At 68.6% G+C, this 19,075-nt stretch carries 23 protein-coding genes; 15 read left to right on the top strand and 8 right to left on the bottom strand.

Annotated elements, in window-relative coordinates; translation table 11 throughout:
• The first annotated feature begins 3 nt into the window (after positions 1-3).
• The 10 genes from KF689_02580 to KF689_02535 all read left to right on the top strand — a co-directional run bounded on the left by KF689_02580 (position 4) and on the right by KF689_02535 (position 8,356).
• Positions 4-609: an RNA polymerase sigma factor gene (locus KF689_02580; protein ID MBX3132260.1), complete on the top strand. Its 606-nt coding sequence runs from the start codon at positions 4-6 to the stop codon at positions 607-609.
• Positions 593-979, top strand: coding sequence for a hypothetical protein (locus KF689_02575; protein MBX3132259.1), 387 nt, complete (start codon positions 593-595; stop codon positions 977-979). The genes KF689_02580 and KF689_02575 overlap by 17 nt, the downstream gene beginning before the upstream one ends.
• A gap of 9 nt (positions 980-988) precedes the next feature.
• Positions 989-2,158 carry a PLP-dependent transferase gene (locus KF689_02570; protein MBX3132258.1) on the top strand — a complete coding sequence of 390 codons (1,170 nt, stop codon included), beginning with the start codon at positions 989-991 and terminating at the stop codon, positions 2,156-2,158.
• 17 nt (positions 2,159-2,175) lie between these two features.
• Complete coding sequence (locus tag KF689_02565) at positions 2,176-3,153, top strand: M48 family metallopeptidase (protein ID MBX3132257.1); 978 nt, start codon at positions 2,176-2,178, stop codon at positions 3,151-3,153.
• Positions 3,150-4,421 carry a phosphoribosylamine--glycine ligase gene (gene purD, locus KF689_02560; protein ID MBX3132256.1) on the top strand — a complete coding sequence of 424 codons (1,272 nt, stop codon included), beginning with the start codon at positions 3,150-3,152 and terminating at the stop codon, positions 4,419-4,421. Before KF689_02565 ends, purD begins: the two co-directional genes overlap by 4 nt.
• Before the next feature lie 50 nt (positions 4,422-4,471).
• Positions 4,472-5,383 carry a bifunctional DNA-formamidopyrimidine glycosylase/DNA-(apurinic or apyrimidinic site) lyase gene (mutM, locus tag KF689_02555; protein ID MBX3132255.1) on the top strand — a complete coding sequence of 304 codons (912 nt, stop codon included), beginning with the start codon at positions 4,472-4,474 and terminating at the stop codon, positions 5,381-5,383.
• Positions 5,380-6,522 (top strand): UvrB/UvrC motif-containing protein, encoded by a 1,143-nt coding sequence (locus KF689_02550; GenBank protein ID MBX3132254.1) that lies wholly within the window; start codon positions 5,380-5,382, stop codon positions 6,520-6,522. The genes mutM and KF689_02550 overlap by 4 nt, the downstream gene beginning before the upstream one ends.
• Entirely contained in the window at positions 6,522-7,307 is a 786-nt protein-coding gene (locus KF689_02545; protein ID MBX3132253.1) for an AraC family transcriptional regulator, read from the top strand. The genes KF689_02550 and KF689_02545 overlap by 1 nt, the downstream gene beginning before the upstream one ends.
• An 89-nt stretch (positions 7,308-7,396) precedes the next feature.
• Positions 7,397-7,933 (top strand): hypothetical protein, encoded by a 537-nt coding sequence (locus KF689_02540; protein MBX3132252.1) that lies wholly within the window; start codon positions 7,397-7,399, stop codon positions 7,931-7,933.
• 45 nt (positions 7,934-7,978) lie between these two features.
• Positions 7,979-8,356: a response regulator transcription factor gene (locus tag KF689_02535; protein ID MBX3132251.1), complete on the top strand. Its 378-nt coding sequence runs from the start codon at positions 7,979-7,981 to the stop codon at positions 8,354-8,356.
• On the opposite strand, the gene KF689_02530 is transcribed toward KF689_02535, so the two are convergent.
• From KF689_02530 to ubiE, 5 genes are read right to left on the bottom strand one after another with little or no spacing between them, the layout of a single operon-like run.
• Positions 8,353-8,832 (bottom strand): metallophosphoesterase family protein, encoded by a 480-nt coding sequence (locus KF689_02530; protein ID MBX3132250.1) that lies wholly within the window; start codon positions 8,830-8,832, stop codon positions 8,353-8,355. The two genes, KF689_02535 and KF689_02530, sit on opposite strands and share 4 nt — an antisense overlap.
• Before the next feature lie 10 nt (positions 8,833-8,842).
• Complete coding sequence (locus KF689_02525) at positions 8,843-9,460, bottom strand: UbiX family flavin prenyltransferase (GenBank protein ID MBX3132249.1); 618 nt, start codon at positions 9,458-9,460, stop codon at positions 8,843-8,845.
• A complete protein-coding gene (gene ubiA, locus KF689_02520; GenBank protein MBX3132248.1) occupies positions 9,457-10,380 on the bottom strand; it encodes a putative 4-hydroxybenzoate polyprenyltransferase in 924 nt (307 codons plus the stop codon). Before ubiA ends, KF689_02525 begins: the two co-directional genes overlap by 4 nt.
• On the bottom strand, positions 10,377-11,864 hold the full coding sequence (locus KF689_02515; protein ID MBX3132247.1) for a menaquinone biosynthesis decarboxylase: 1,488 nt from the start codon (positions 11,862-11,864) through the stop codon (positions 10,377-10,379). Before KF689_02515 ends, ubiA begins: the two co-directional genes overlap by 4 nt.
• An 18-nt stretch (positions 11,865-11,882) precedes the next feature.
• On the bottom strand, positions 11,883-12,638 hold the full coding sequence (ubiE, locus tag KF689_02510; GenBank protein MBX3132246.1) for a bifunctional demethylmenaquinone methyltransferase/2-methoxy-6-polyprenyl-1,4-benzoquinol methylase UbiE: 756 nt from the start codon (positions 12,636-12,638) through the stop codon (positions 11,883-11,885).
• A gap of 52 nt (positions 12,639-12,690) precedes the next feature.
• Here ubiE and KF689_02505 point away from each other — a divergent pair, with 52 nt between their 5' ends.
• The 3 genes from KF689_02505 (at position 12,691) to KF689_02495 (ending at position 15,166) form a co-directional block, all read left to right on the top strand.
• Entirely contained in the window at positions 12,691-13,296 is a 606-nt protein-coding gene (locus KF689_02505; GenBank protein MBX3132245.1) for a sigma-70 family RNA polymerase sigma factor, read from the top strand.
• Positions 13,297-13,533: 237 nt separating this feature from the next.
• A complete protein-coding gene (locus tag KF689_02500; protein ID MBX3132244.1) occupies positions 13,534-14,103 on the top strand; it encodes a hypothetical protein in 570 nt (189 codons plus the stop codon).
• 4 nt (positions 14,104-14,107) lie between these two features.
• The gene (locus KF689_02495) at positions 14,108-15,166 is read left to right on the top strand and encodes a hypothetical protein (GenBank protein ID MBX3132243.1); all 1,059 of its coding nucleotides are present in this window, start codon (positions 14,108-14,110) and stop codon (positions 15,164-15,166) included.
• A 3-nt stretch (positions 15,167-15,169) separates the two neighbouring features.
• Here the strand turns inward: KF689_02495 and KF689_02490 are convergent, their stop codons facing one another.
• Genes KF689_02490 through KF689_02480 form a run of 3 tightly spaced genes read right to left on the bottom strand, consistent with a single transcriptional unit; the run spans position 15,170 to position 17,889 of the window.
• Positions 15,170-15,853, bottom strand: coding sequence for a GNAT family N-acetyltransferase (locus KF689_02490; GenBank protein MBX3132242.1), 684 nt, complete (start codon positions 15,851-15,853; stop codon positions 15,170-15,172).
• Complete coding sequence (locus tag KF689_02485; protein MBX3132241.1) at positions 15,850-16,734, bottom strand: carbon-nitrogen hydrolase family protein; 885 nt, start codon at positions 16,732-16,734, stop codon at positions 15,850-15,852. Before KF689_02485 ends, KF689_02490 begins: the two co-directional genes overlap by 4 nt.
• 18 nt (positions 16,735-16,752) lie before the next feature.
• Positions 16,753-17,889 carry an Mrp/NBP35 family ATP-binding protein gene (locus KF689_02480; GenBank protein ID MBX3132240.1) on the bottom strand — a complete coding sequence of 379 codons (1,137 nt, stop codon included), beginning with the start codon at positions 17,887-17,889 and terminating at the stop codon, positions 16,753-16,755.
• A gap of 240 nt (positions 17,890-18,129) precedes the next feature.
• On the opposite strand from KF689_02480, the gene KF689_02475 reads away from it, so the two are divergent.
• Entirely contained in the window at positions 18,130-18,699 is a 570-nt protein-coding gene (locus KF689_02475) for a prepilin-type N-terminal cleavage/methylation domain-containing protein (GenBank protein MBX3132239.1), read from the top strand.
• A complete protein-coding gene (locus tag KF689_02470) occupies positions 18,699-19,070 on the top strand; it encodes a prepilin-type N-terminal cleavage/methylation domain-containing protein (protein ID MBX3132238.1) in 372 nt (123 codons plus the stop codon). The genes KF689_02475 and KF689_02470 overlap by 1 nt, the downstream gene beginning before the upstream one ends.
• Positions 19,071-19,075: the final 5 nt, after the last annotated feature.

Raw genomic sequence — 19,075 nt, 5'->3', positions numbered from 1 at the left:
GCGATGGCATCCACCGAGCGCACGTCTCCGCAGTCGGCTCCAAACCCGGACAGCGTTCGGCAAGTCCTGATCGTGCTCCGCGCACAGGCCGGGGACGAGCGCGCGTTTGCAGACTTGATGCAGCGCCACGGCGAGGCGCTGCTGCGCTATCTCACCGGACTCGTCGGGGACGACGCTGACGACCTGTTCCAGGAGACTTGGCTCGCGGTGTATCGCCATCTTGCGACCCTGCACGACCCAGCCGCGTTCCAGGTCTGGCTCTTCCGCAGCGCGCGGCATCGTGCCCTCAACTGGCTGCGCCGCCACCGCCGCGAACGCGAACTCGTCGTCGATGCTCCGCTCGACGCCATCGCGACGGATGACGAGTCCGACGATACGCCCACCGCGCTGGACCACCTCGATGCCGGGCGGATTGACGCCGCGATGCACGAAATGCCGCCGCCCCAACGCGAAGTGCTCATCCTGCGCTTCCGTGACGACCTCAGTTACGCGCAGATCGCCAACGTCACCGCCGTGCCCATCAACACCGTGCGCACCCGCCTGCACCACGCCAAGAAGCGCCTCGCCCACCTTCTCTCTCTCGGAGCACCTGATGCACGCCACTCCTGAATCCCCCATCGCGCGCGCCTGGAGCCGCATCGAGGCCGAGCAGCGCAGCGATCGGCTCTTCCGCCGCCTCACGATCGTCGGCTGGATCGCCACCGGCCTCGTTGTCGTGCTGCTCATCGCCTTCGGCGTTGCCCAGTTCCGCTGGGCGCTGCAGCTCTCCGCCGGCGGTGCTGCACCCCTCGGCGCCCTGCTCGCCGCGCTCGTGCCGGTCATCCTCGCCGTCGGTGCCTTCTGCGCCCTCGGTGCCACCCTCGCCACCATCGGCCTCTTCCTGCGGATGCGCTCGGCGCCACTGCACGAGATCCAGCTCCGCCTGGCCGCGCTCGAAGATCTGCTCACCCAGACTGCCTCGGCGAGGGAGTCGAGGTAGATTCCCTGTATGACCAAGATCTTCGCCGAAGACCTCGCCCAGCGCGTCGGCACCCGCGCCATCCACGCCGGCCAGCGCCCCGATCCCACCTGCGGCGCGATTATGCCGCCGATCTACCAGACCTCCACCTATGCGCAGGAGGCGCTGGGGGTCAACAAGGGCTATGAGTACGCCCGCGGCAAGAACCCCACGCGCGAGGCGCTGGAACGCAACGTCGCCGCGCTCGAAGGCGCGCAGCACGGCTTCGCCTTCAGCTCAGGGATGGGCTGCCTCACGAGCATTATGCTGATGCTCAAGGCCGGCGACCACATCATCGTCGGGAGCAACGTCTACGGCGGCACCTACCGCCAGCTCGACAAGCTCTTCACGAACTTCGGCATCGAGATCTCGTGGATCGATATGCGCGACGTCCAGAAGGTGCAGGACGCCGTGAAGAAGAACACCGCCGCGATCTTCATCGAGACGCCGACCAATCCGTTGATGCAGCTCGCGGACATCAAGGCCATCTCGGAGGTCGCCCACAAGGCCGGCGCCACCTCGATCGTCGACAACACTTTCGCGTCGCCGATCCTCCAGGCCCCACTCACGCTCGGCGCCGACATCGTCTGGCACTCGAGCACCAAGTACCTCAACGGCCACTCCGACCTGCTCGGCGGCGTCGCCGTCACCAACTCCGACGAGCTGGCGGCCAAGCTGCAGTTCAACGCCAACTCGGCCGGCGCCGTCCCCGGCCCGATGGATGCTTGGCTCACCCTGCGCGGCACCAAGACCCTGGCCCTGCGCGTGAAGGCCCACGACAGCAACGGCCGCGCCGTCGCCGCCTGGCTGGCCAAGCGCCTCGGCGACGAGCGCGTCTTCTACCCGGGTCTCGCCAGCCACCCGCAGCACGAGCTGGCCGAGCGCCAGATGAGCGGCTTCGGCGGGATGGTGTCCGTCGAGACGGGATCCAAGGCCAATGCCAACACCGTCGTCACCCGCCTGAAGCTGTTTACGCTGGCTGAATCCCTCGGCGGCGTGGAGTCGTTGGTATGTCAGCCGGCGGGGATGACGCACGCCTCGGTGGAACCGGCACGACGCGCGGAGATCGGCATCACCGATGGCCTGCTCCGCTTCTCCGTGGGCGTCGAAGACGTGGAAGACCTGCTCGCCGACCTCGAGCAGGCGTTCAAGGGGCTCTGAGCCCCAAGGAGTACACGATGGCGCGCACCGTCCTGACCGATATCGCGTCCCAGACTTGGGAGCATCCCGCCGACCGCGCCGCCCTCGCGGCGATGCGCGCGCTGCCGGGCTTCGACACCGCGATCAACGCCTTCGCCAAGGCCTTCGGCGAGCGCGGCGTGCGCCATCTCTTCCTCGCGTCGGCCGTGCGCGTCGGCCCCACGCAGCGCCCGCAGCTCGACGCGCTCTGGACCGAGGTCCTGCAGACGCTCGACTGGCCCACGCGCCCACAGCTCTACGTCACGCAGACGCCGACCATCAACGCCGGCGCCGTCGGCTTCGGCGAGCCCTTCGTCGTCATCAACTCGGCCGCCATCGAGCACCTCACGCGCGAGGAACTGCGCGTGATTCTCGCGCACGAACTCGGCCACGTGATGAGCGGGCACGTCACCTACCGCACTATCGCCCAGATCATCCTGATGCTCGGGATGGGCAACCTGCCCTTCCTCGCCGGCATCGCCATCCTGCCCTTCCAGCTCGCGCTGCTCGAGTGGTACCGCAAGAGCGAACTCTCCTGCGATCGCGCCGCGCTGCTCGGCACCCAGGATCCGGACGTCGTGCTGATGAGCTTTATGAAGATGGCCGGCGGCCGTGAGTTCGGGGACACGCTCGACCTCGAGGCCTTCAAGGCCCAGTCCCGCGAGTACGAGGTGGACGATTCCGCCTGGGACACCGTGCTCAAGGCCATCAACACCGCGTTCCGCACGCATCCGTTCTTCACCGTGCGCGCGGGCGAGCTGCAGCGCTGGATGGCCAGCGGCGACTACGCCAAGGTCATCGCCGGCGAGTACGTGAAGCGCGCTGACGTCAAGCCTGGCGACGGACTCGGCGAAGACATCACTCGCGGCGCCTCGTACTACGGCGACCAGGCCAAGGCCGCCGTGGACAAGCTCGCCGACACGGCGAAGCGCGCCAAGGACGCCTTCACCGACGCGATGAAGGGCGGAGCGCGGTGAAGATCCTGATCGTCGGCGGGGGCGGGCGCGAACACGCGCTCGCGTGGAAGCTCAAGCAGGACCACCCCGCCGCCGAGATCCTCGCGGCCCCCGGCAATCCCGGCATCGCCGAGCTCGGCCGCTGCATCAACGTGCAGGCGACTGACGTGGACGGCCTGCTCGCGCTCGCCGAGCGTGAGCAGGTCACGTTCACCGTCGTCGGGCCCGAGGCTCCGCTTTCGCTCGGCATCGTCGACCGCTTCCGCGCCGCCGGCCGCGCGATCTTCGGCCCCACCGCCGCCGCCGCACGCGTCGAGACCTCCAAGCGCTTCGCCAAGGAGCTGATGCTCAAGCACGGCATCCCCACGGCCAGCGCGCGTACGTTCACGACCATTCCCGAAGCCAAGGCCGAGATCCGCCGACTCGGCGCTCCCGTGGTCGTGAAGGCCAGCGGCATTGCCGCCGGCAAGGGCGTGATCGTCGCGATGAGCGTCGCCGATGCCGAGGCCGCCGTGGACGATATGCTCGACGCCAAGGTCTTCGGCGACGCCGGCGCCGAGGTGTTGATCGAAGAGTATATGGAAGGCGAGGAACTCTCCCTCTTCGCCCTCACCGATGGCACACAGGCCCTCACGATGCTCGGCGCACAGGACCACAAGCGCATCGGCGAAGGCGACACCGGGCCCAACACCGGCGGGATGGGTGCGTACTTGCCCGTTTCCACCTGCACGCCAGAGCTCGTCGAGCGCGTGCGCCAGACGATCATCCTGCCGATGCTCGCCGCGATGCGCGCCGAGGGCTGTCCGTTCACCGGCCTGCTCTACGCCGGCCTGATGCTGACGAAGGACGGCCCCAAGGTCGTGGAGTTCAACTGCCGCTTCGGCGATCCCGAGACGCAGGCCGTGCTCCCGATGATGGCCTCGTCGCTACTCGAGCCGATGCAGGCGATTGCCGAAGGGCGGTCGCTCGCGGCGATGCCGCCGCTGGAGTGGAAGAGCGGTGCGGCGATCACGACGGTGGTGGCGGCCGAGGGCTATCCCGGCACGGCCCGCAGCGGCGATGTCATCGCGCTGCCCGCCACCGAACCTGGCGTCACCGTGTTCCACGCGGGCACGGCGCGTAACGCGGCTGGCGAGTTGGTGACGGCTGGCGGTCGCGTGCTCGCGGTCACGGCTGTCGCTCCGACGCTTGCCGAAGCGCAGGCGAAGAGTCGCGAATACGCCGAGCGCGTGCAGTTCACGGGGCGGCAGCTCCGCCGCGACATCGGCTGGCGCGAACTCGCGCGCTGACCGCAGGTCGAGCGCAGCGATTCGCTGGGCGCGACGCCTGAGGACGCCCGATGCCTGAACTTCCCGAAACCGAAACGATTGCCCGCGACCTCGACGCCGCGTTGCGCGGCGCGCGGATCCGTACGATCACCGTCCTCCGCGGCGATGTCGTCCGCGGCCTGCGACCGATCACCCCGGACGCGATGCGCCGCATCACGCGCCCGATACTCGGCGTGTCGCGGCGGGCCAAGTCCATCGTGATCGCACTCGATGGCGCTGCTCGCATCGTTGTGACGCCGCGCTTCACGGGCGCACTGCTCCTGCGCGGCGCAGGGGATGCCGCGGACACCGCACGGGCGACATCGGGGCCCGAGAGTGCGATCAACGTGGCGTCGACGCCGCAGCGACCCGCGAACGCCCCGCCCCCGCCTCTGCCCTACTGCTGCGTCCAGTTCCGTCTCTCGGACGCGCGCCTGCTCGAGTACGTGGACGTGCGTCGCCTGGGGACGCTCGAACTGATGCCCGACGGGCGCTACGCCGCCTGGGACGCGAGCCTCGGACCCGAGCCGCTTGACCCAGCCCTCACCCCGGAGCGATTTTCGGGAATCCTTCGGGGGTCGAGCCGCGCCGTGAAATCCGTGTTGATGGACCAGAAGCGATTGGCCGGCGTGGGCAACATCTACGCCAACGAGGCCCTGTGGCGCGCCGGCATCCGCCCGTCGCGGCGCGCCAGTGCCATCACGCGCGCCGCGGCCGCCGGGCTGCTCGAATCCCTGCGCGAGATCCTCAGGGCGAGCATAGCACTTCGCGGCACGACCTTCCGCGACTTCCAGGACGCCTACGGCGGACGCGGCGGCTACGCCAAGGAGCTCAAGGTGTACGGCCGCGGCGGCGAGGCCTGCGTGCGCTGCGGTGCCACCCTACAAGAGACGCACAAGCTCGAGGGACGCTCGACCGTCTGGTGCCGGAGTTGCCAGAAGTGAGTCGCCGTCGCCGCCGCGGCCCGCTCGCGCCGCCCAAGGACGTCGAGATGCGGATCGACAATATGCTCGCGCTCGTGAAGGACACCGCGCGCGACGTCCCCGGGGTGTACCGGATGACCTCGACCGAGGGCGAAGTCATCTACGTCGGCAAGTCCAAGGCGCTGCGCACCCGCCTGCTCAGCTACTTCCGCGCCAAGTTCCCGCGTGACAAAGGCGCGCGCATCCTGCGCGAAGCCGCCACGCTGGAGTGGGAGCCGCTGCCCAGCGAGTTCGCGGCGCTGTTGCGCGAGCTGCGGCTCATCAAGCAACTGCGCCCGCGTTACAACGTCGCGATGAAGCGCGACGCGCGGTACCACGCCTTCGTGCGCATCTCGCGTGGCCCCGCCCCGCGCCTGCACGTCGTGCGCGGAGCCGGCACCGACGAGCACGGCACCTACTTCGGCCCCTTCCGCGGCGCCGTGCAGCTCGCCGAGGCCATCCGCGAACTCAACGACGCACTCGGCCTGCGCGACTGTGCGCTCGATACGCCGATGGTCTTCGCGGACCAACCCGACCTTCTCGACCTCCCCTCGCGCACACCGGGCTGCATCCGCTACGAGATCGGCCGCTGCCTCGGCCCTTGCGTTGGCGCCGTGCGCGTCGCCGACTACGACGCCGCCTTCGCCGCCGCACGCGGATTCCTTGAGGGCCGCGAGGATGCGCCGGTCACCCTCCTGCGCGGCCGGATGGAACAGGCCAGCGATGCGCTCGATTTCGAACGCGCCGCCTTCTGGCGCGACAAGCTCCAGCGCCTCGAGTCGCTTCGCGAGCAGTTCGCGCGCCTGCGCTTCGCGCTCGAGTCGCTGAGCTTCACCTACGTGGTGCCCGGGGTGAAGGGCGACGATCGTGCATACGTGATCAAGCGCGGGGTCGTGCGCGCCGAAGGCCCGGCGCCGCGCACGCCAGCCGAGCAGGCCGCGCTCGAGGCGAAGGCGCTCGAAGTGCCCGGGGCACGCAGCCAACGGCAGGCGCAGACCGTGCCGGGCCACGAAGTCGACGAAGTGTTGCTCGTCGCCGGGTGGTTCCGGAAGTATGCCGCGGAGTTCGAGCGCACACTGCCGCTGGGCGCGATCACCGCAGCCGCGGCGCGGAGCGCCTGATGGCGTCGCAGCGCTACGAGGAGTTTCCTGTCGCGCCCGCCCTGCGGACGTGGGTCCTCAACTACTGGCGGTTCTCGGTGGACGACATCGCCGCGGACGCCGCGCCCTTCACCGTATGGCCGGACGGTTGCACCTCCATCGCAGTGCTTGCCACGCCGTTGCCCGGGCCGCGCATTCTCTGGACCGGCCCGCGCGTGACCGCGATGCAACCGCCGCTGCGTCCGCACAGCGAGATGTGGGGGTTTCGCCTCTGGCCCGACTCCAGCGCCACCGTGCTCGGCTTCACCGCGCCGGCCCTGCGTGACCGCGTGGGGCCCGCCGATCCAGCCATCGTCGCCTGGGCCGCGTCGTTGCTCGATGCGGTTGCACTGCTCGAGCCTGGGCGAGTGACCGCCGCGCTCGATGCCGCCCTCCTCGCGCGACAGCCGCAGTGGACCACGCCGGATGCCGGCGTGCGCCGTGCCCTGCTGAGCATCGTCCGGAGCCGCGGCGACGTCACGATGGCCGACGTGGCCGCAGAAGCCGGCCTCGGACTGCGACAACTGCAGCGGCGCTTCGTGGCTGCGACCGGCCTGACACTCCGCGAGTGGGCGCGCATCCGCCGCTTGCGTGAGTCCATCGCCCTGCGGATGGGCAACGACGCTGGATGGTCCGCCATCGCGGCGGAGTCCGGATACGCCGACCACGCGCATCTCGCACGCGAGTTCCGCGCGATGGTGGGTCTCGCGCCCACCGACGTCGCCGAGCGCCTCCACGCCATCGAGCATCGCAACGTGCGACCGTGAGCGCGATGTCGCGTTCGTTCAAGCGTCGACGCGTACCGGCGCACAGATTCTGGCGACCATCACGATGACTCTTGCCTCGGAGTGCTGCCGTGCCGTACCGCCTCGCAATCCTGCTCGTCGTCGCTGCTGCCCCGCTCCACGCACAGGCCCCTGACTCCGCCGCGCTCACGCGCCGCTCACAGGAGGCGCTCGCGCCCATCCAGCGCATCGTCGGGCAGTGGATAGGTGACGCCCGCGCCTGGGAGGGCCCCGGCGAGCCGATTTCCGTGCGCCAACACGAAGATATCGTCTTCGGCGCGCGCGGCAGCATCATCCAGATCCGCGGCACCGGTCGCGATCCGCGCAGCGATGCCATCGTCTTCGAAGCGGCGGCGACGATTTGGTTCGACCCCCAAGCCGGCAAGGTGCGGATGCGTACGCATCGGGATGGCAACTCCCTCGAGCCAGACATCGAGCTGAAGCCGGACACCGTAATCTGGGGCTTCCCCGTGGCCGGCGGGCGCGTGCGGTACGTGATTGCGCTCACCGATTCGACCTGGCACGAGGTCGGCTACTACGAACGCGCGGGGGCTCCGCCGCAGCGGACCCTTGAGATGCACCTGCGCCGCAGCGGCCCGCCGCGCTGATCCGTGCGGCTTGCGGCCTGCGCTCCGCAGGCCGAACTTCCCCGGATGCGCATCCTTGTCGCCGACGACGACCGGCAGTTTTCCCAGCTCGCCTGCCAGATGCTGATGGCTGCGGGCCATCAGGCCTTCCCCGCCTACGACGGCGCCAGCGCCCTGATGGCCGCGATGCGCGCGCCCGCGCCTGACCTCATCGTGCTCGACTTGCAGATGCCCGCCGGCGACGGTGCGACCACGCTCGCCAAGCTCAAGCAGTCGGCCAAGTCCGCACTGATTCCAGTGCTCATCGTCAGCGCCACCACCGATGCGGCGATGCAGAACCGCGTGCGGATGCTCGGCGCCGCAGCCTTCCTCGCCAAGCCGATCAACCCCGACACGTTCATTGATGCGGTCGAGGCCTTCGGCCCGCCGCCGAAGGCGCGCTAGCCCTCGAGCTCGACCAGCGTCGCGTCGGCGACGCCGTCCGCAATTGTCAGGATCGCCACGCAAGGCCTCAAATCGAAGCGCCGCGGCCCCGCGGCACCGGGATTCACGATGAGGCGCCCGTCCACGCGCTCGATCACCTGCTGGTGCGTGTGTCCATACACGCAGACGTCGGCATCGTAGGCGGCCGCCACCCGCGCCGGCTTCGGCCGCCCCAACTCGTGCCCGTGCTGCACGTGAATGCGCAGGCCGCCGACGTCCACGTCCAGCGCCTCGCGCAACGACGGATCCCAAGGGTCGTCGCAGTTGCCGAACACGGCCTGCGTCGGCGCGATCAAGCCGAGTTCGGTCAGGATCGTGTCGCTGCACACGTCGCCGGCGTGGAGGATGCGATCGACGCCGGCGAAAACCTCGTGCACCTGCGGGCGCAGCAGGCCGTGCGTATCGGAAATCAGCCCGATGCGAATCGCGTCGGCCACCGCCTCAGCCTCAGTCGCCGGCGGGTTCGCCCCACCGCGGGGCCAGCGTGTTCGGCACGCCAAGATGGTCCAGCACCCGCGCCACGATGAAATCCACCATCTCGTCAATCGTCGTCGGTCGATTGTAGAACCCCGGCGCCGCCGGCATCACCGTCGCCCCCGCCAGCGTCACGCGCCGCATATTCTCGATGTGGATCAGCGACAGCGGCGTCTCGCGTGTCACCATCAACAACGGCCGCCGCTCCTTAAGCGCCACATCCGCCGCGCGCTCCACCAGCGAGCGCGACGTCCCCGCCGCGATGCTTGCCAACGTCCCCATCGAGCAGGGGCAGATCACCATCCCGCCCGCGAGCGACGAACCCGACGCCGGCGCCGCACCGCGATCGCCATCGTCATACACGGTGACGAGCTTGTCGAATCGAGACGCGCCCACCGCCGCACGCAGGCCAGCCAAGTCGCCGACTTCGCTCTCCGTGCGCAACAAACGGAACCCGTGCGAACTCACGATGAGACTCACCCGCCGCTCGGCGACGAGCAACTGCTCGAGCAGCCGGATGCCGTACGGCGCCCCGCTCGCGCCGGTAATCGCCATCACCAACGGCGCGTCGCTCACGAGTGGCCGCGTCATCGCAGGAACATCCGGTCCGCCAGCACGAACGCAAAGAAGCTCATCGAGATCACGCCGTTCATCGTGAAGAACGCGGCGTCGAGCTTGCTGAGGTCGTCGCTGTGCACCAGTGAGTGCTCGTAGGCGAGCAACACGCCGACCACCGAGACACCGGCCCACGCCAACCAGCCCAGCCCGGAGGCCCACACCGTGGCACCCAGCGCCAGCACGGTGACGGCGTGCATCGCCCGGGCGATCTGAAGGGCCCGAGGCACCCCGACGGCCGACGGAATCGAATGCAGCCCCTGCGCGCGGTCGAACTCCACATCGGGCAATGCATACAGCACGTCAAACCCGGCGCTCCAGGTCATCACGGCCACCGTGATGGCGATGAGCAACCACCAGGGCTCGCTCCACACGCCCGTGATGGCGAGGTAGCCGCCCACGGGCGCAATCGCGAGACCCAAGCCGAGCACGAGGTGTGCGTAACGCGTGAAGCGCTTGGTGAACGAGTAGAAGCACACCCAGGCCAAGGCCAGCGGTGAGAGGTACAGGCACAGCGGATTGAGCTGCGCCGACGCCCACACGAACAGCGCCGCGGCCACCGCCACCGTAATCCAGGCGTCGCGCACGTGGATAGCGCCCCGCGGGATCTCGCGCTGCGCGGTGCGGGGGTTCCGCGCGTCGAACTCGCGGTCCACGATGCGATTCACCGCCATCGCCACCCATCGCGCCGCCGTAAACGCCAGCACCACCCACCCAAGCATCGCCCAGGTGATCTCCCACTCCAGCGACGCGATCGTCACGCCCACCAGCGCGAACGGCAGCGCGAACACGGTGTGCGGCAGCTTCACGAAGCTCATCCAGCGCGCGATGCGCCCCTCGCCCGCGAAGGTTTGCCCCTCGCGGCCGCCGCCTGGATGCGTGGCCGTCGTGCTCACGGCTTCTCGATCCCCAACGACGCCCAGTAGCCGTCCACCTTGGCCTTGGTTTCGGCGTCCATCTCGATCACCGTCGGCCAGTTCCGCGTGAAGCCTTCCTCGGGCCACTTCTTGGTGCCGTCGATGCCCATCTTCGAGCCATAGGTGAACGCGCGACTCGCGTGGTCGAGCACGTCCACCGGCCCCATCGTGAAGCGCGTGTCGCGCTCGGGGTCGATGTTGTTGAGCGCCACCCACCAGGCCTCCTGCGGATTGCGCACATCCACCCAGTCGTCCACCACGACGATCACCTTGGCCAGCGACATCAAGCCCGCGCCCCAGAGCGCGTTCATCGTCTTGTAGGCGTGGCCCGGGTACTGCTTCTTGATGCTCACCAGCACAAGGTTGTGGAACACTCCCTCGGCTGGCATATGGTAGTCCACGATTTCCGGCGTCGTGAGCTTGAGCAGCGGCAGGAAGATCCGCTCCGTGGCGTGCCCGAGGTAATAGTCCTCCATCGGTGGGCGCCCGACGATGGTCGCCGAGTACACCGCGTTCTTCCGCATCGTCACCGCGGTCACGTGCACACGCGGATACAGGTCCGCCTCGGAGTAGTAGCCCGTGTGGTCGCCGAAGGGCCCCTCCACCACCAGCTCCTCGCGCGGGTCGATGTAGCCCTCGATGACGATCTCTGCATCGGCCGGCACTTCGAGATCGCAGGTGAGCGCCTTCGTCAGCCTCACCGGCGCCTTGCGCAGGAAGCCCGCGAAGATGAACTCATCCACGTTGGGCGGCAGCGGCGCGCTGGCCGAGTACATCGACGCCGGGTCCGAGCCGATGATGATGCACACCGGCATCTTCTCGCCCTTCTCCGCCATCTGCCGCCAATGCTCGGCGCCAGTCTTGTGCCGCTGCCAATGCATCGCGACGTGCTGCTTGCCCATCTGCTGCACGCGGTACATCCCGACGTTGCGGATGCCGCGCTTCGGGTCCTTGCTCACAACCGCCGTCATCGTGAGGAAGGGGCCGCCGTCCTCCGGCCAGGTCGTCAGCACCGGCAACTTGTCGAGGTCGATGTCGTCACCCTTCCAGACGATTTCCTGGCAAGCCGGCGTGCCGGAGGCCATCCGCGGCGGGAACTTGGCAATCTCCAAGAGCCGCGGCAGCAACTGCAGCTTCCCGAGGAAGCCCTCGGGCACCTTCAGGTCCATCAGCTTGGTGATGCGGTCGCCGTGCTCGTCGAGCCGCTCCACACCCAAGGCAAGCGCCATCCGCGACATCGACCCGAACAGATTGATGGCCACCGGGAACTGCGAGGCCGATCCATCACGCAGGATGGGCTTCTCGAACAGCAGCGCCGGGCCGCCGCCGGGCAGCTTCATCGTGCGGTCGGCGATCTCGCACATCTCGAGGTGCACGCTCACCGGCCGCGTGATGCGCACGAGCTCGCCGCGGGCCTCGATGGCGGCGATGAACTCCTGCAGGGTATCGAGCGTCTGGGTCACGGCTGGGGGGCGGAAGGCTTACTTGGTGCCGACGTGCACGGCGGAGATGCCGAAGGTCAGCGTCTCGAAGCGCACGTCACGGAATCCGGCCTCGGTCATTCTCGCCGCCAGCGCCTTAGTCTCCGGAAAGTTGGCGACCGAGCGCGGCAGGTAGGTGTAGGCCGTGCGGTGACCGGAGATGAGGCGCCCGATCAACGGCAGGATGCGGTGGAAGTAGAACAGGTACAGCGCGCGCACCAACGGCACGCGCGGCGTCGAGAACTCGAGGATCACGAAGCGCGCGCCGGGCTTGAGCACCCGATGCACCTCGCGCAGGCCGGCGCCGAGATCGGCGACGTTGCGGATGCCGAACGCCACGATGCCGCCGTCGAACGCGTCGTTGCGAAACGGCAGCGCCATCGCGTCCGCCACGACTGGCACGAGCACGTCCGCCGGCGCCTTGCCCAGGCCGGCCGCAAGCATCGGCTGTGCGAAGTCCGCCCCGACGATCTTGCCCTCGAAGCCCTCGCGCTTGGACAATTCGGTGCCCACGTCCAGCGTTCCCGCACAGAGATCGAGATACACGCCCTGGGGAGACTGCGTCCACGACAGGCGCTTGAGCGCGACCTTCCGCCAGCGGCGGTCGATGCCCAACGAAAGCAGGCGGTTCAGCAGGTCATAGCGCGGCGCGATCTCGGAGAAGATCCGCTGCACATAGGTGCGCTTCCCCTGCACCGACGCGCCCTCGGCGGCGGCGTCAGCCTCGCGCGCCTCGTGGTCGAGCGCTGTCGTCATAGAGAGGAAAGTTGCCCGTTACGCTCACGCCGGGCAAGTTTCTGTCCAGAGAATGGCGCGCTCCCCCCTCGATCTTCCTAACCTTCCCGACGCGGACGTCGTCAGCCTCGCCCAGCGCGGCAACGAGAGCGCGTTCCGTGAGCTGATCCGGCGCTATGAGCGTCCGGTCTTTTCGCTCATCTACCGGATGGTGCGCGACAGCGCCGCCGCCGAGGACCTCGCGCAAGATTCGTTCATCAAGGTCCTCAACCACCTCGACAAATATCGGCCCGAGTTCAAGTTCTCGAGCTGGCTGTTCAAGATCGCCAACAACGTCGCGATCGACGCGCTGCGCAAGCGGCAGCTCGACACCATCTCGATGGACGGCTCGCCGCACGCCAGCACCGCCTCGGAGATCGAAGCCAGCTCCTTCGAGCTCGCCGACCAAGGCGAATCCCCCCTCGATGAACTCGCCTCCCGCGAACTGGGAACCATCATCGAACGGGCCATCGCGAAGCTCAGGCCGGAGTACCGAAACTGCATCATGCTCCGGCACGTCGAGGGGCGGAGTTACGAGGAAATCGCCGCCACGCTCGACCTGCCTCTCGGGACGGTGAAGACGTACATCCACCGGGCACGACATCAGTTGAGGGATGAGTTGGAGCATCTTCGGGAATAGCGCGAGATGGGAGAGGGGGAGGAGGGTGACGGCAGGGAGAGGGGAGAAGGGAGACGGTTGGGAGAGGGGATATGGTTGGGAGATGATACCGAACAGAGTCCGAACCGCCATCTCGCTCCTCCCAGCCGCCTCACACCTCCCGCCTCCCCGCCCTCACCCCCCTCCCCACCTCCCCCCTCCCACCCGCAAGGCTGAAACCGATTCCATCCGCCCCGCGTACACGCCTCAGGAGACCCAATGCACCACCGCCACCTGCTTCCCCAAGAACTCGACCTGTTGGTAGACAGCGACGCCGGCTTCGGCCTGGCGCCGCTGAAGGCGCACGTCGAGACCTGCCCCGAGTGCAGCGCGCAACTCGCGACGCTCCAGGGCATCGCGGGACAGCTGGATGCCCTGCCCCACTTCGCACCGCGGCACGGCTTTGCCGATCGCGTGATGACGCAGGTGCAGGTCATTGAACCGTGGCACGTGGCGCTGGCGGATTCAGCGCGGCGCCTCATTCCCGAGACCACGGGAATGCGGGTGCTGGCGGCGGCCGCGGCGGGCATCGCGGCCACGACGGTGTCGGGAACGGCGCTGTGGCTGGCGTTCCGGATGGATCTCCTGGGCTGGAGCGCCGGCGCGGCGCTCGAGCAGGGTGGACGCGGGGCTTGGGGCGCCATCGGCGCCACGGTCCGCGCGGCGGTCGGGGCGCTCGGCGACGGCACGACCGTCGCGGCTGGAGCCACTGCCCTGGCCGGTACCGCGATCTTCGCGGTGCTCGCCTTCCGCCGGCTGGCTGCGGCGGCTCGCGCCAACCGGGGCTGAGCCAATGCGACTCCTGCTCCGCCTCAGTGCCGCCGCCGTCCTCGGCGTCGCGGCCTTCGTTCCGGCTACCGCGCAAACCAGCGTCGGCGCCCTGGATGACTCCACCACCTCTGCCCTGCGCGCGCTCGGACTGAGCGGCGAGTTCCGGGGCTTCTATAAAGTCGGCGAGACCGGCCTCGTGGCCGCGGGCGATACCGTCCGCGGCCCTGTCGTTGTCCTGCGTGGCGATGCGGACATCCGGGGCACGGTGCTCGGCAGTGTCAGCGCCATCTTCGGTGACGTGACGGTCCGCGACGGTGCCGACGTGCACGGCTCGGCCAGCGCCTGGCGCGGCCGTGTGATCGTCGAGGGCGGCCGCGTGCGCGGGGCGATTGGCGCGAAGCCCGTGGCCGCCGCGCGCGTGGCGCCGCCGCCGCGCAGCACGGCCGAGGCACTGACGCTGGCCGGCGGATGGGGTGTGATGGTGCTGACACTGGCCCTGATTGCGCTTGTGCTGTCGGGCCGGCAGCTCGACGCCGTGGCAGGCGTGTTGGAGCAGGACTTTGGCAAGGCCTTCCTCGTAGGCGTGGCCGGCCAGCTCGGCTTCCTCCCGATTGTCTTGCTCGCGGCCGCGGCCCTCGCGGTGACCTTGGTCGGCATCCTGCTGATTCCCTTCGTGCTGGTGGCGGCTCCGATCGCGATGGTCGGCCTCGTGACCTTGGGCTGGCTGTCGGTGGCCCTGCTGCTCGGCCGCGCGGCCTTCCGGCACTCCAGCGGCAACGACCGCGCCGCCCTGCTGCGCGCGCTGGTGCCGGGGACCGTGGTGCTCTTCGCCCCGTGGATCCTCGCGGCGGCGCTGCAGTCCGCCGGTGGCGCGGCGATCCTGGCGCGCGCGTTCGCGCTCGGTGTCACCTGGGTGGCGGCAACGGCTGGCCTCGGTGCCATCGTGTTGCTACGGCTCTCGCAGCGCCGCCCGGCCGCTCCCGTGGCTACGGCTGGCGGGTGGCAGACGCCTACGCCGATTGGCGGCATCGCCGCAGCGCGCCGACCGGTTCCTGCCCGCCCCGAGGCGAGCGCGAAGTAAGGCTTACCAGCGTGGCACGGCGGCCCGATCGGCCGGCGTGGCCACCTGTGGGTTCAGCCACTCAATGACTGCAGCCCAGCCCAGCGACTCCGGATCGAACTTGAGATAGCCCGGGACCACCGCGAGCACGTGGAATCCCCGGTTGATCTGGAAGGACAGCGTGGGGTCGCGCAACGACTTACGGGTGACGCGGCGCACATACTCTTCCGCACTCATCTTGGCGGCGTGCTTGTGGAAGCCACGCAGACGCGCGCCGGCACGGATGCGTAGCAGGCCGAGTCGCTCGGCCAACGCCCGGCGGGCCTCATAGAGCTTGCCGCCAATGCCGCTGCCGCGAATCTCCGGATGCACCATCACCTCGGCGCCGTACAGCGTGCGCCCTTGGGCCGGGTCGTGATTGGTGAACATCCCGCTGTCGGTGAACTCCTTCCAGGGCGAATGCATCTCGTAGTCGTCCCAGAAGACGATGAGGCTGGCGGCGTAGCCCACGACTTCCGATCCGCGGTCCACCGCGACGAGCTGGCCCTCGGGAAAGATCTCGAGGTGCCGCGAAAGCTGCGTTTCGCTCCACGGCGGAGAGTTCGGGTAGGTGCGGTTGCAGAGCGCTGTGATGCCGGGAAAGTCGCGCGACTCCACCTGGCGCACCTTCACATAGCGCCGTCGCGGCGGGGTGTCCGGCGAAATCACAGCGACTCCTCGTCGACCTCGGCGACCAGGCTCGCAGTGCGCTCGGAGTCGAGCAGCGGCAACACCGTTCCCGAGGAGCGCGCGCGCTGGATGGCGCCCATCTCCAGCTCAGCGATGACCATCGTCTCCTGGTTGGGGATGCCCTCGGCGAGGATGCCGTCGCGCGCGAAGGGGAAGTCGCTGGGCGTGAGGATGGCCGCCTGCCCGTAGTTGAGCGACACCGCCGGCACCATCGGCAGCGAACCCACCGTGTGCGAGGTGATGACGAACATCTGGTTCTCGATGGCGCGGGCCTGCGCGCAGTAGCGCACGCGCAGCATTCCCTGGCGGTCGTCGGTGCAACTGGGCACGAGCAGGATCTTGGCGCCACGCCGCGCGGCGGCGCGCGCGATCTCGGGGAACTGCACGTCGTAGCAGATGGCAATGGCGACCTTGCCAAGCGCGGTGTCGAAGAGCTTGAGGCGGCTCCGCGGCTTGACGATCCACTCCTCGTTCTCGAAGCGCGTCATATGCAGCTTGGGCTGCACGCGGTGCGAGCCGTCGGGGCCGAAGAAGAAGCTCTCGTTGTAGATGTCGTCGTCCTCGGCGACCGGGATGGTGCCGGCGCAGACGTAGAGCTTGTGCTTCTTCGTGAGCGCGCTGAACAGTTCCACGTAGCGCTCGACGTAGCCGGCAAGACGGCGCACCTGCTGCTTGATGTCGGAGCGGACGTCACCGAGCGTGAGCAACTGCAGCGTGAAGTACTCAGGGAAGAGCACCAGCTTGCACTTGTAGTCGGCGGCCGTCTCGACGAGGCCCGTGACCTGGGCGGCGAACTGGTCGAAGGTCTCGACCTGGCGGATGTGGTACTGCAGCGTGGCGACGCGGATCCGTTCGTCCATCCTGACTCCGGGTTGAGGTCAGGCCGGCGCACCCACCCCCAGTGCGGAGACGATGCGACCGGCGATCTCGGTGAGCTTTCGGGCGGCCGTCGACTCGGGCCCACTGACCACGATGGGCGCGCCGCGGTCCGCGCCTTCGAGCACGGGCGGGTATAGCGGCACTTCGCCGAGCAGCGGCACCTCCAGTTCGTCGGCGAGGCGCTTGCCACCGCCCGTCCCGAAGATGGCCATCGGCTTCCCCGTCTCCGGGGATTCGAAGTAACTCATATTCTCGACGACGCCGAGCACCGGCACGCCGACACGCTGGAACATCTTGGCGCCGCGGAGCGCGTCGCCGACGGCGACTTCCTGCGGCGTGGTGACGATGATCGCCCCCGCCACCTGCGTGGCCTGCACCAGCGAGAGCTGCGCGTCACCCGTGCCCGGGGGCATATCGACGAACAGGAAATCCAAGCGGCCCCAGTTCACATCGCGCAGGAACTGGGTGATGATCTTCATCACGATTGGGCCGCGCCAGATGGCGGGCTGGTCACGCTCAATGAGGAAACCGAGCGAGATGACCTTGACGCCGTGGGCCACCAGCGGCTGGATCTTGTCGTCCACCACCGGCGGCGCTTCGTCCACGCCCATCATCCGCGGGATGTTCGGGCCGTAGATGTCGGCGTCCATCAGCCCTACGTGATACCCCTGTTTGGCCAAAGAGATCGCGAGGTTGGTCGTGACGGTGCTCTTGCCCACGCCACCCTTACCGGAGGACACGGCGATGATGCGACCGAGTTGTGGGTAGGCGACCGGCTGCGGAGTCGCGGGTGTGCGGGGCGGGGCCTGTTCGCCCATCACGGGGAGGGCACGCGCCTTGGCGACGTGGTTGGGCTTGCCCTCGGGCGCGTACTGGCCGCCCGGGGCCGGCTCGGCGCTGTCCTTCACGTCCACGCGGACCTCGGCGACGCCGTCGACGCGCTCGAGGGCTTGGCGCACCTGGCGCGCCAGCGTGGGGTCGTCGTTGGCAGCGAGCAGCAGGGTCACGCGGACCTTGCCGTCGCGGGTGACGGCGATGTCGCGCACCTGCTGCGTCTGGTATAGCGAGGCGCCGGTGCGGGGATTGGCGAGCGGGGCGAGCGCCTCGGCGAGGCGGGCCTGGAGGGTGTCAGACATAATGACGAGCGAACTCCATTGGTGGTAGATTCCCTTCAATATAGTTGTGGGCCGTCCCGGACCCGCGCCGTCGCCCGCGTACGGTGGGCCCCGTGGCTACCACGATGTGATAGTTTCGCGTTGCCCGCCCGGTGGCTGGCGCGTAGTATGCCCAGTGGGACGGGAGTGCTTCGGCGGCAGGCTTGCCGTGTGCCACCGGTTCACCCGGGCGCTCCCGCTCTTCGGTAGAGGAGGTTTGCGATGCTTCAATCACGACGTCACGGATTCACGCTTGCCGAACTCGCGATGGTGCTCGTGATGGTAGGGGTACTCGTGATGATTGCCCTGCCGCGCATCGACATTGCCGGCGCGCGGGTGAACACCGCGATTCAACTCGTGGGCACGACGGTGTTGACCGCCCAGCGTCAGGCCCTGACGCAGCAGCACGATGTGATCGTGACGTTTGACACGACGGCGCGCCACGTCCGCGTGCACGAGGACCGCAACAATAACGGCAGCATCGACGTGGGCGAGCACACGCGGGTGGTACCGCTGGGCGAGTCGGTGGTGTTCGGGATTGGCAACGCGCCACCTCGCGGCAGTCTCACCAGCGCAATCACGTTCACGCGGGTGGTGAACGGCAGCGCGGCGGTGGTGTTTCGGCGCGACGGCTCGGCCAGCGAAGCCGGGGGCGTGTACCTCACCTCCTCGCGGGCGATGACGCCGGGCGGGAATTTTCCGCAGCATTCACGACTCGTGGTCGTCGAGCGTTCCACCGGGCGGGCATCTGCCTACTCGTACGCGATTGGCTCCTGGAACAAGATCTTCTGATGCGCCGATCCGGATTCTCCTTGGTCGAGGTCGTGGTCGCGCTGACCATCTTGACAGTCGTGCTTCTGTCACTGATCACACTGACGGGTCGGACGATGCATACGGCCGCGCGGGCGGACCTTGAGCAGGCCGCGCTGCAGCTCGTGACCGACCGGACGGACGAGATCCTGTCGGACCCACGCTACGGTGCGTTGGACTCCCTTTACGCGGGGACGGAGACGGACTTCGCAACGATGCTGGACCTGACGCGCACGACGGCCATCCTGCACATCCAGGACTCGGTGCAGAACTACAAGAAGGTCACGGTGACGGTCACGGGCGCGGTGCTCCGTGCCCCGATCGCGCGGACCATCACGGTGGCGGCACCGTGAGGGCC

Source organism: Gemmatimonadaceae bacterium (assembly GCA_019637355.1).
Classification (GTDB): domain Bacteria; phylum Gemmatimonadota; class Gemmatimonadetes; order Gemmatimonadales; family Gemmatimonadaceae; genus Pseudogemmatithrix.
Note: the sequence above shows the minus strand (reverse complement) of the source record. Positions and strands in the feature narration are given on the sequence as shown.

Coding starts and splice junctions, on each gene's coding strand:
- KF689_02580 (MBX3132260.1), top strand. CDS start 4: ATGGCATCCACCGAGCGCACGTCTCCGCAGTCGGCTCCAAACCCGGAC.
- KF689_02575 (MBX3132259.1), top strand. CDS start 593: ATGCACGCCACTCCTGAATCCCCCATCGCGCGCGCCTGGAGCCGCATC.
- KF689_02570 (MBX3132258.1), top strand. CDS start 989: ATGACCAAGATCTTCGCCGAAGACCTCGCCCAGCGCGTCGGCACCCGC.
- KF689_02565 (MBX3132257.1), top strand. CDS start 2,176: ATGGCGCGCACCGTCCTGACCGATATCGCGTCCCAGACTTGGGAGCAT.
- mutM (MBX3132255.1), top strand. CDS start 4,472: ATGCCTGAACTTCCCGAAACCGAAACGATTGCCCGCGACCTCGACGCC.
- KF689_02545 (MBX3132253.1), top strand. CDS start 6,522: ATGGCGTCGCAGCGCTACGAGGAGTTTCCTGTCGCGCCCGCCCTGCGG.
- KF689_02535 (MBX3132251.1), top strand. CDS start 7,979: ATGCGCATCCTTGTCGCCGACGACGACCGGCAGTTTTCCCAGCTCGCC.
- KF689_02525 (MBX3132249.1), bottom strand. CDS start 9,460: ATGACGCGGCCACTCGTGAGCGACGCGCCGTTGGTGATGGCGATTACC.
- ubiE (MBX3132246.1), bottom strand. CDS start 12,638: ATGACGACAGCGCTCGACCACGAGGCGCGCGAGGCTGACGCCGCCGCC.
- KF689_02505 (MBX3132245.1), top strand. CDS start 12,691: ATGGCGCGCTCCCCCCTCGATCTTCCTAACCTTCCCGACGCGGACGTC.
- KF689_02500 (MBX3132244.1), top strand. CDS start 13,534: ATGCACCACCGCCACCTGCTTCCCCAAGAACTCGACCTGTTGGTAGAC.
- KF689_02495 (MBX3132243.1), top strand. CDS start 14,108: ATGCGACTCCTGCTCCGCCTCAGTGCCGCCGCCGTCCTCGGCGTCGCG.
- KF689_02485 (MBX3132241.1), bottom strand. CDS start 16,734: ATGGACGAACGGATCCGCGTCGCCACGCTGCAGTACCACATCCGCCAG.
- KF689_02480 (MBX3132240.1), bottom strand. CDS start 17,889: ATGTCTGACACCCTCCAGGCCCGCCTCGCCGAGGCGCTCGCCCCGCTC.
- KF689_02475 (MBX3132239.1), top strand. CDS start 18,130: ATGCTTCAATCACGACGTCACGGATTCACGCTTGCCGAACTCGCGATG.
- KF689_02470 (MBX3132238.1), top strand. CDS start 18,699: ATGCGCCGATCCGGATTCTCCTTGGTCGAGGTCGTGGTCGCGCTGACC.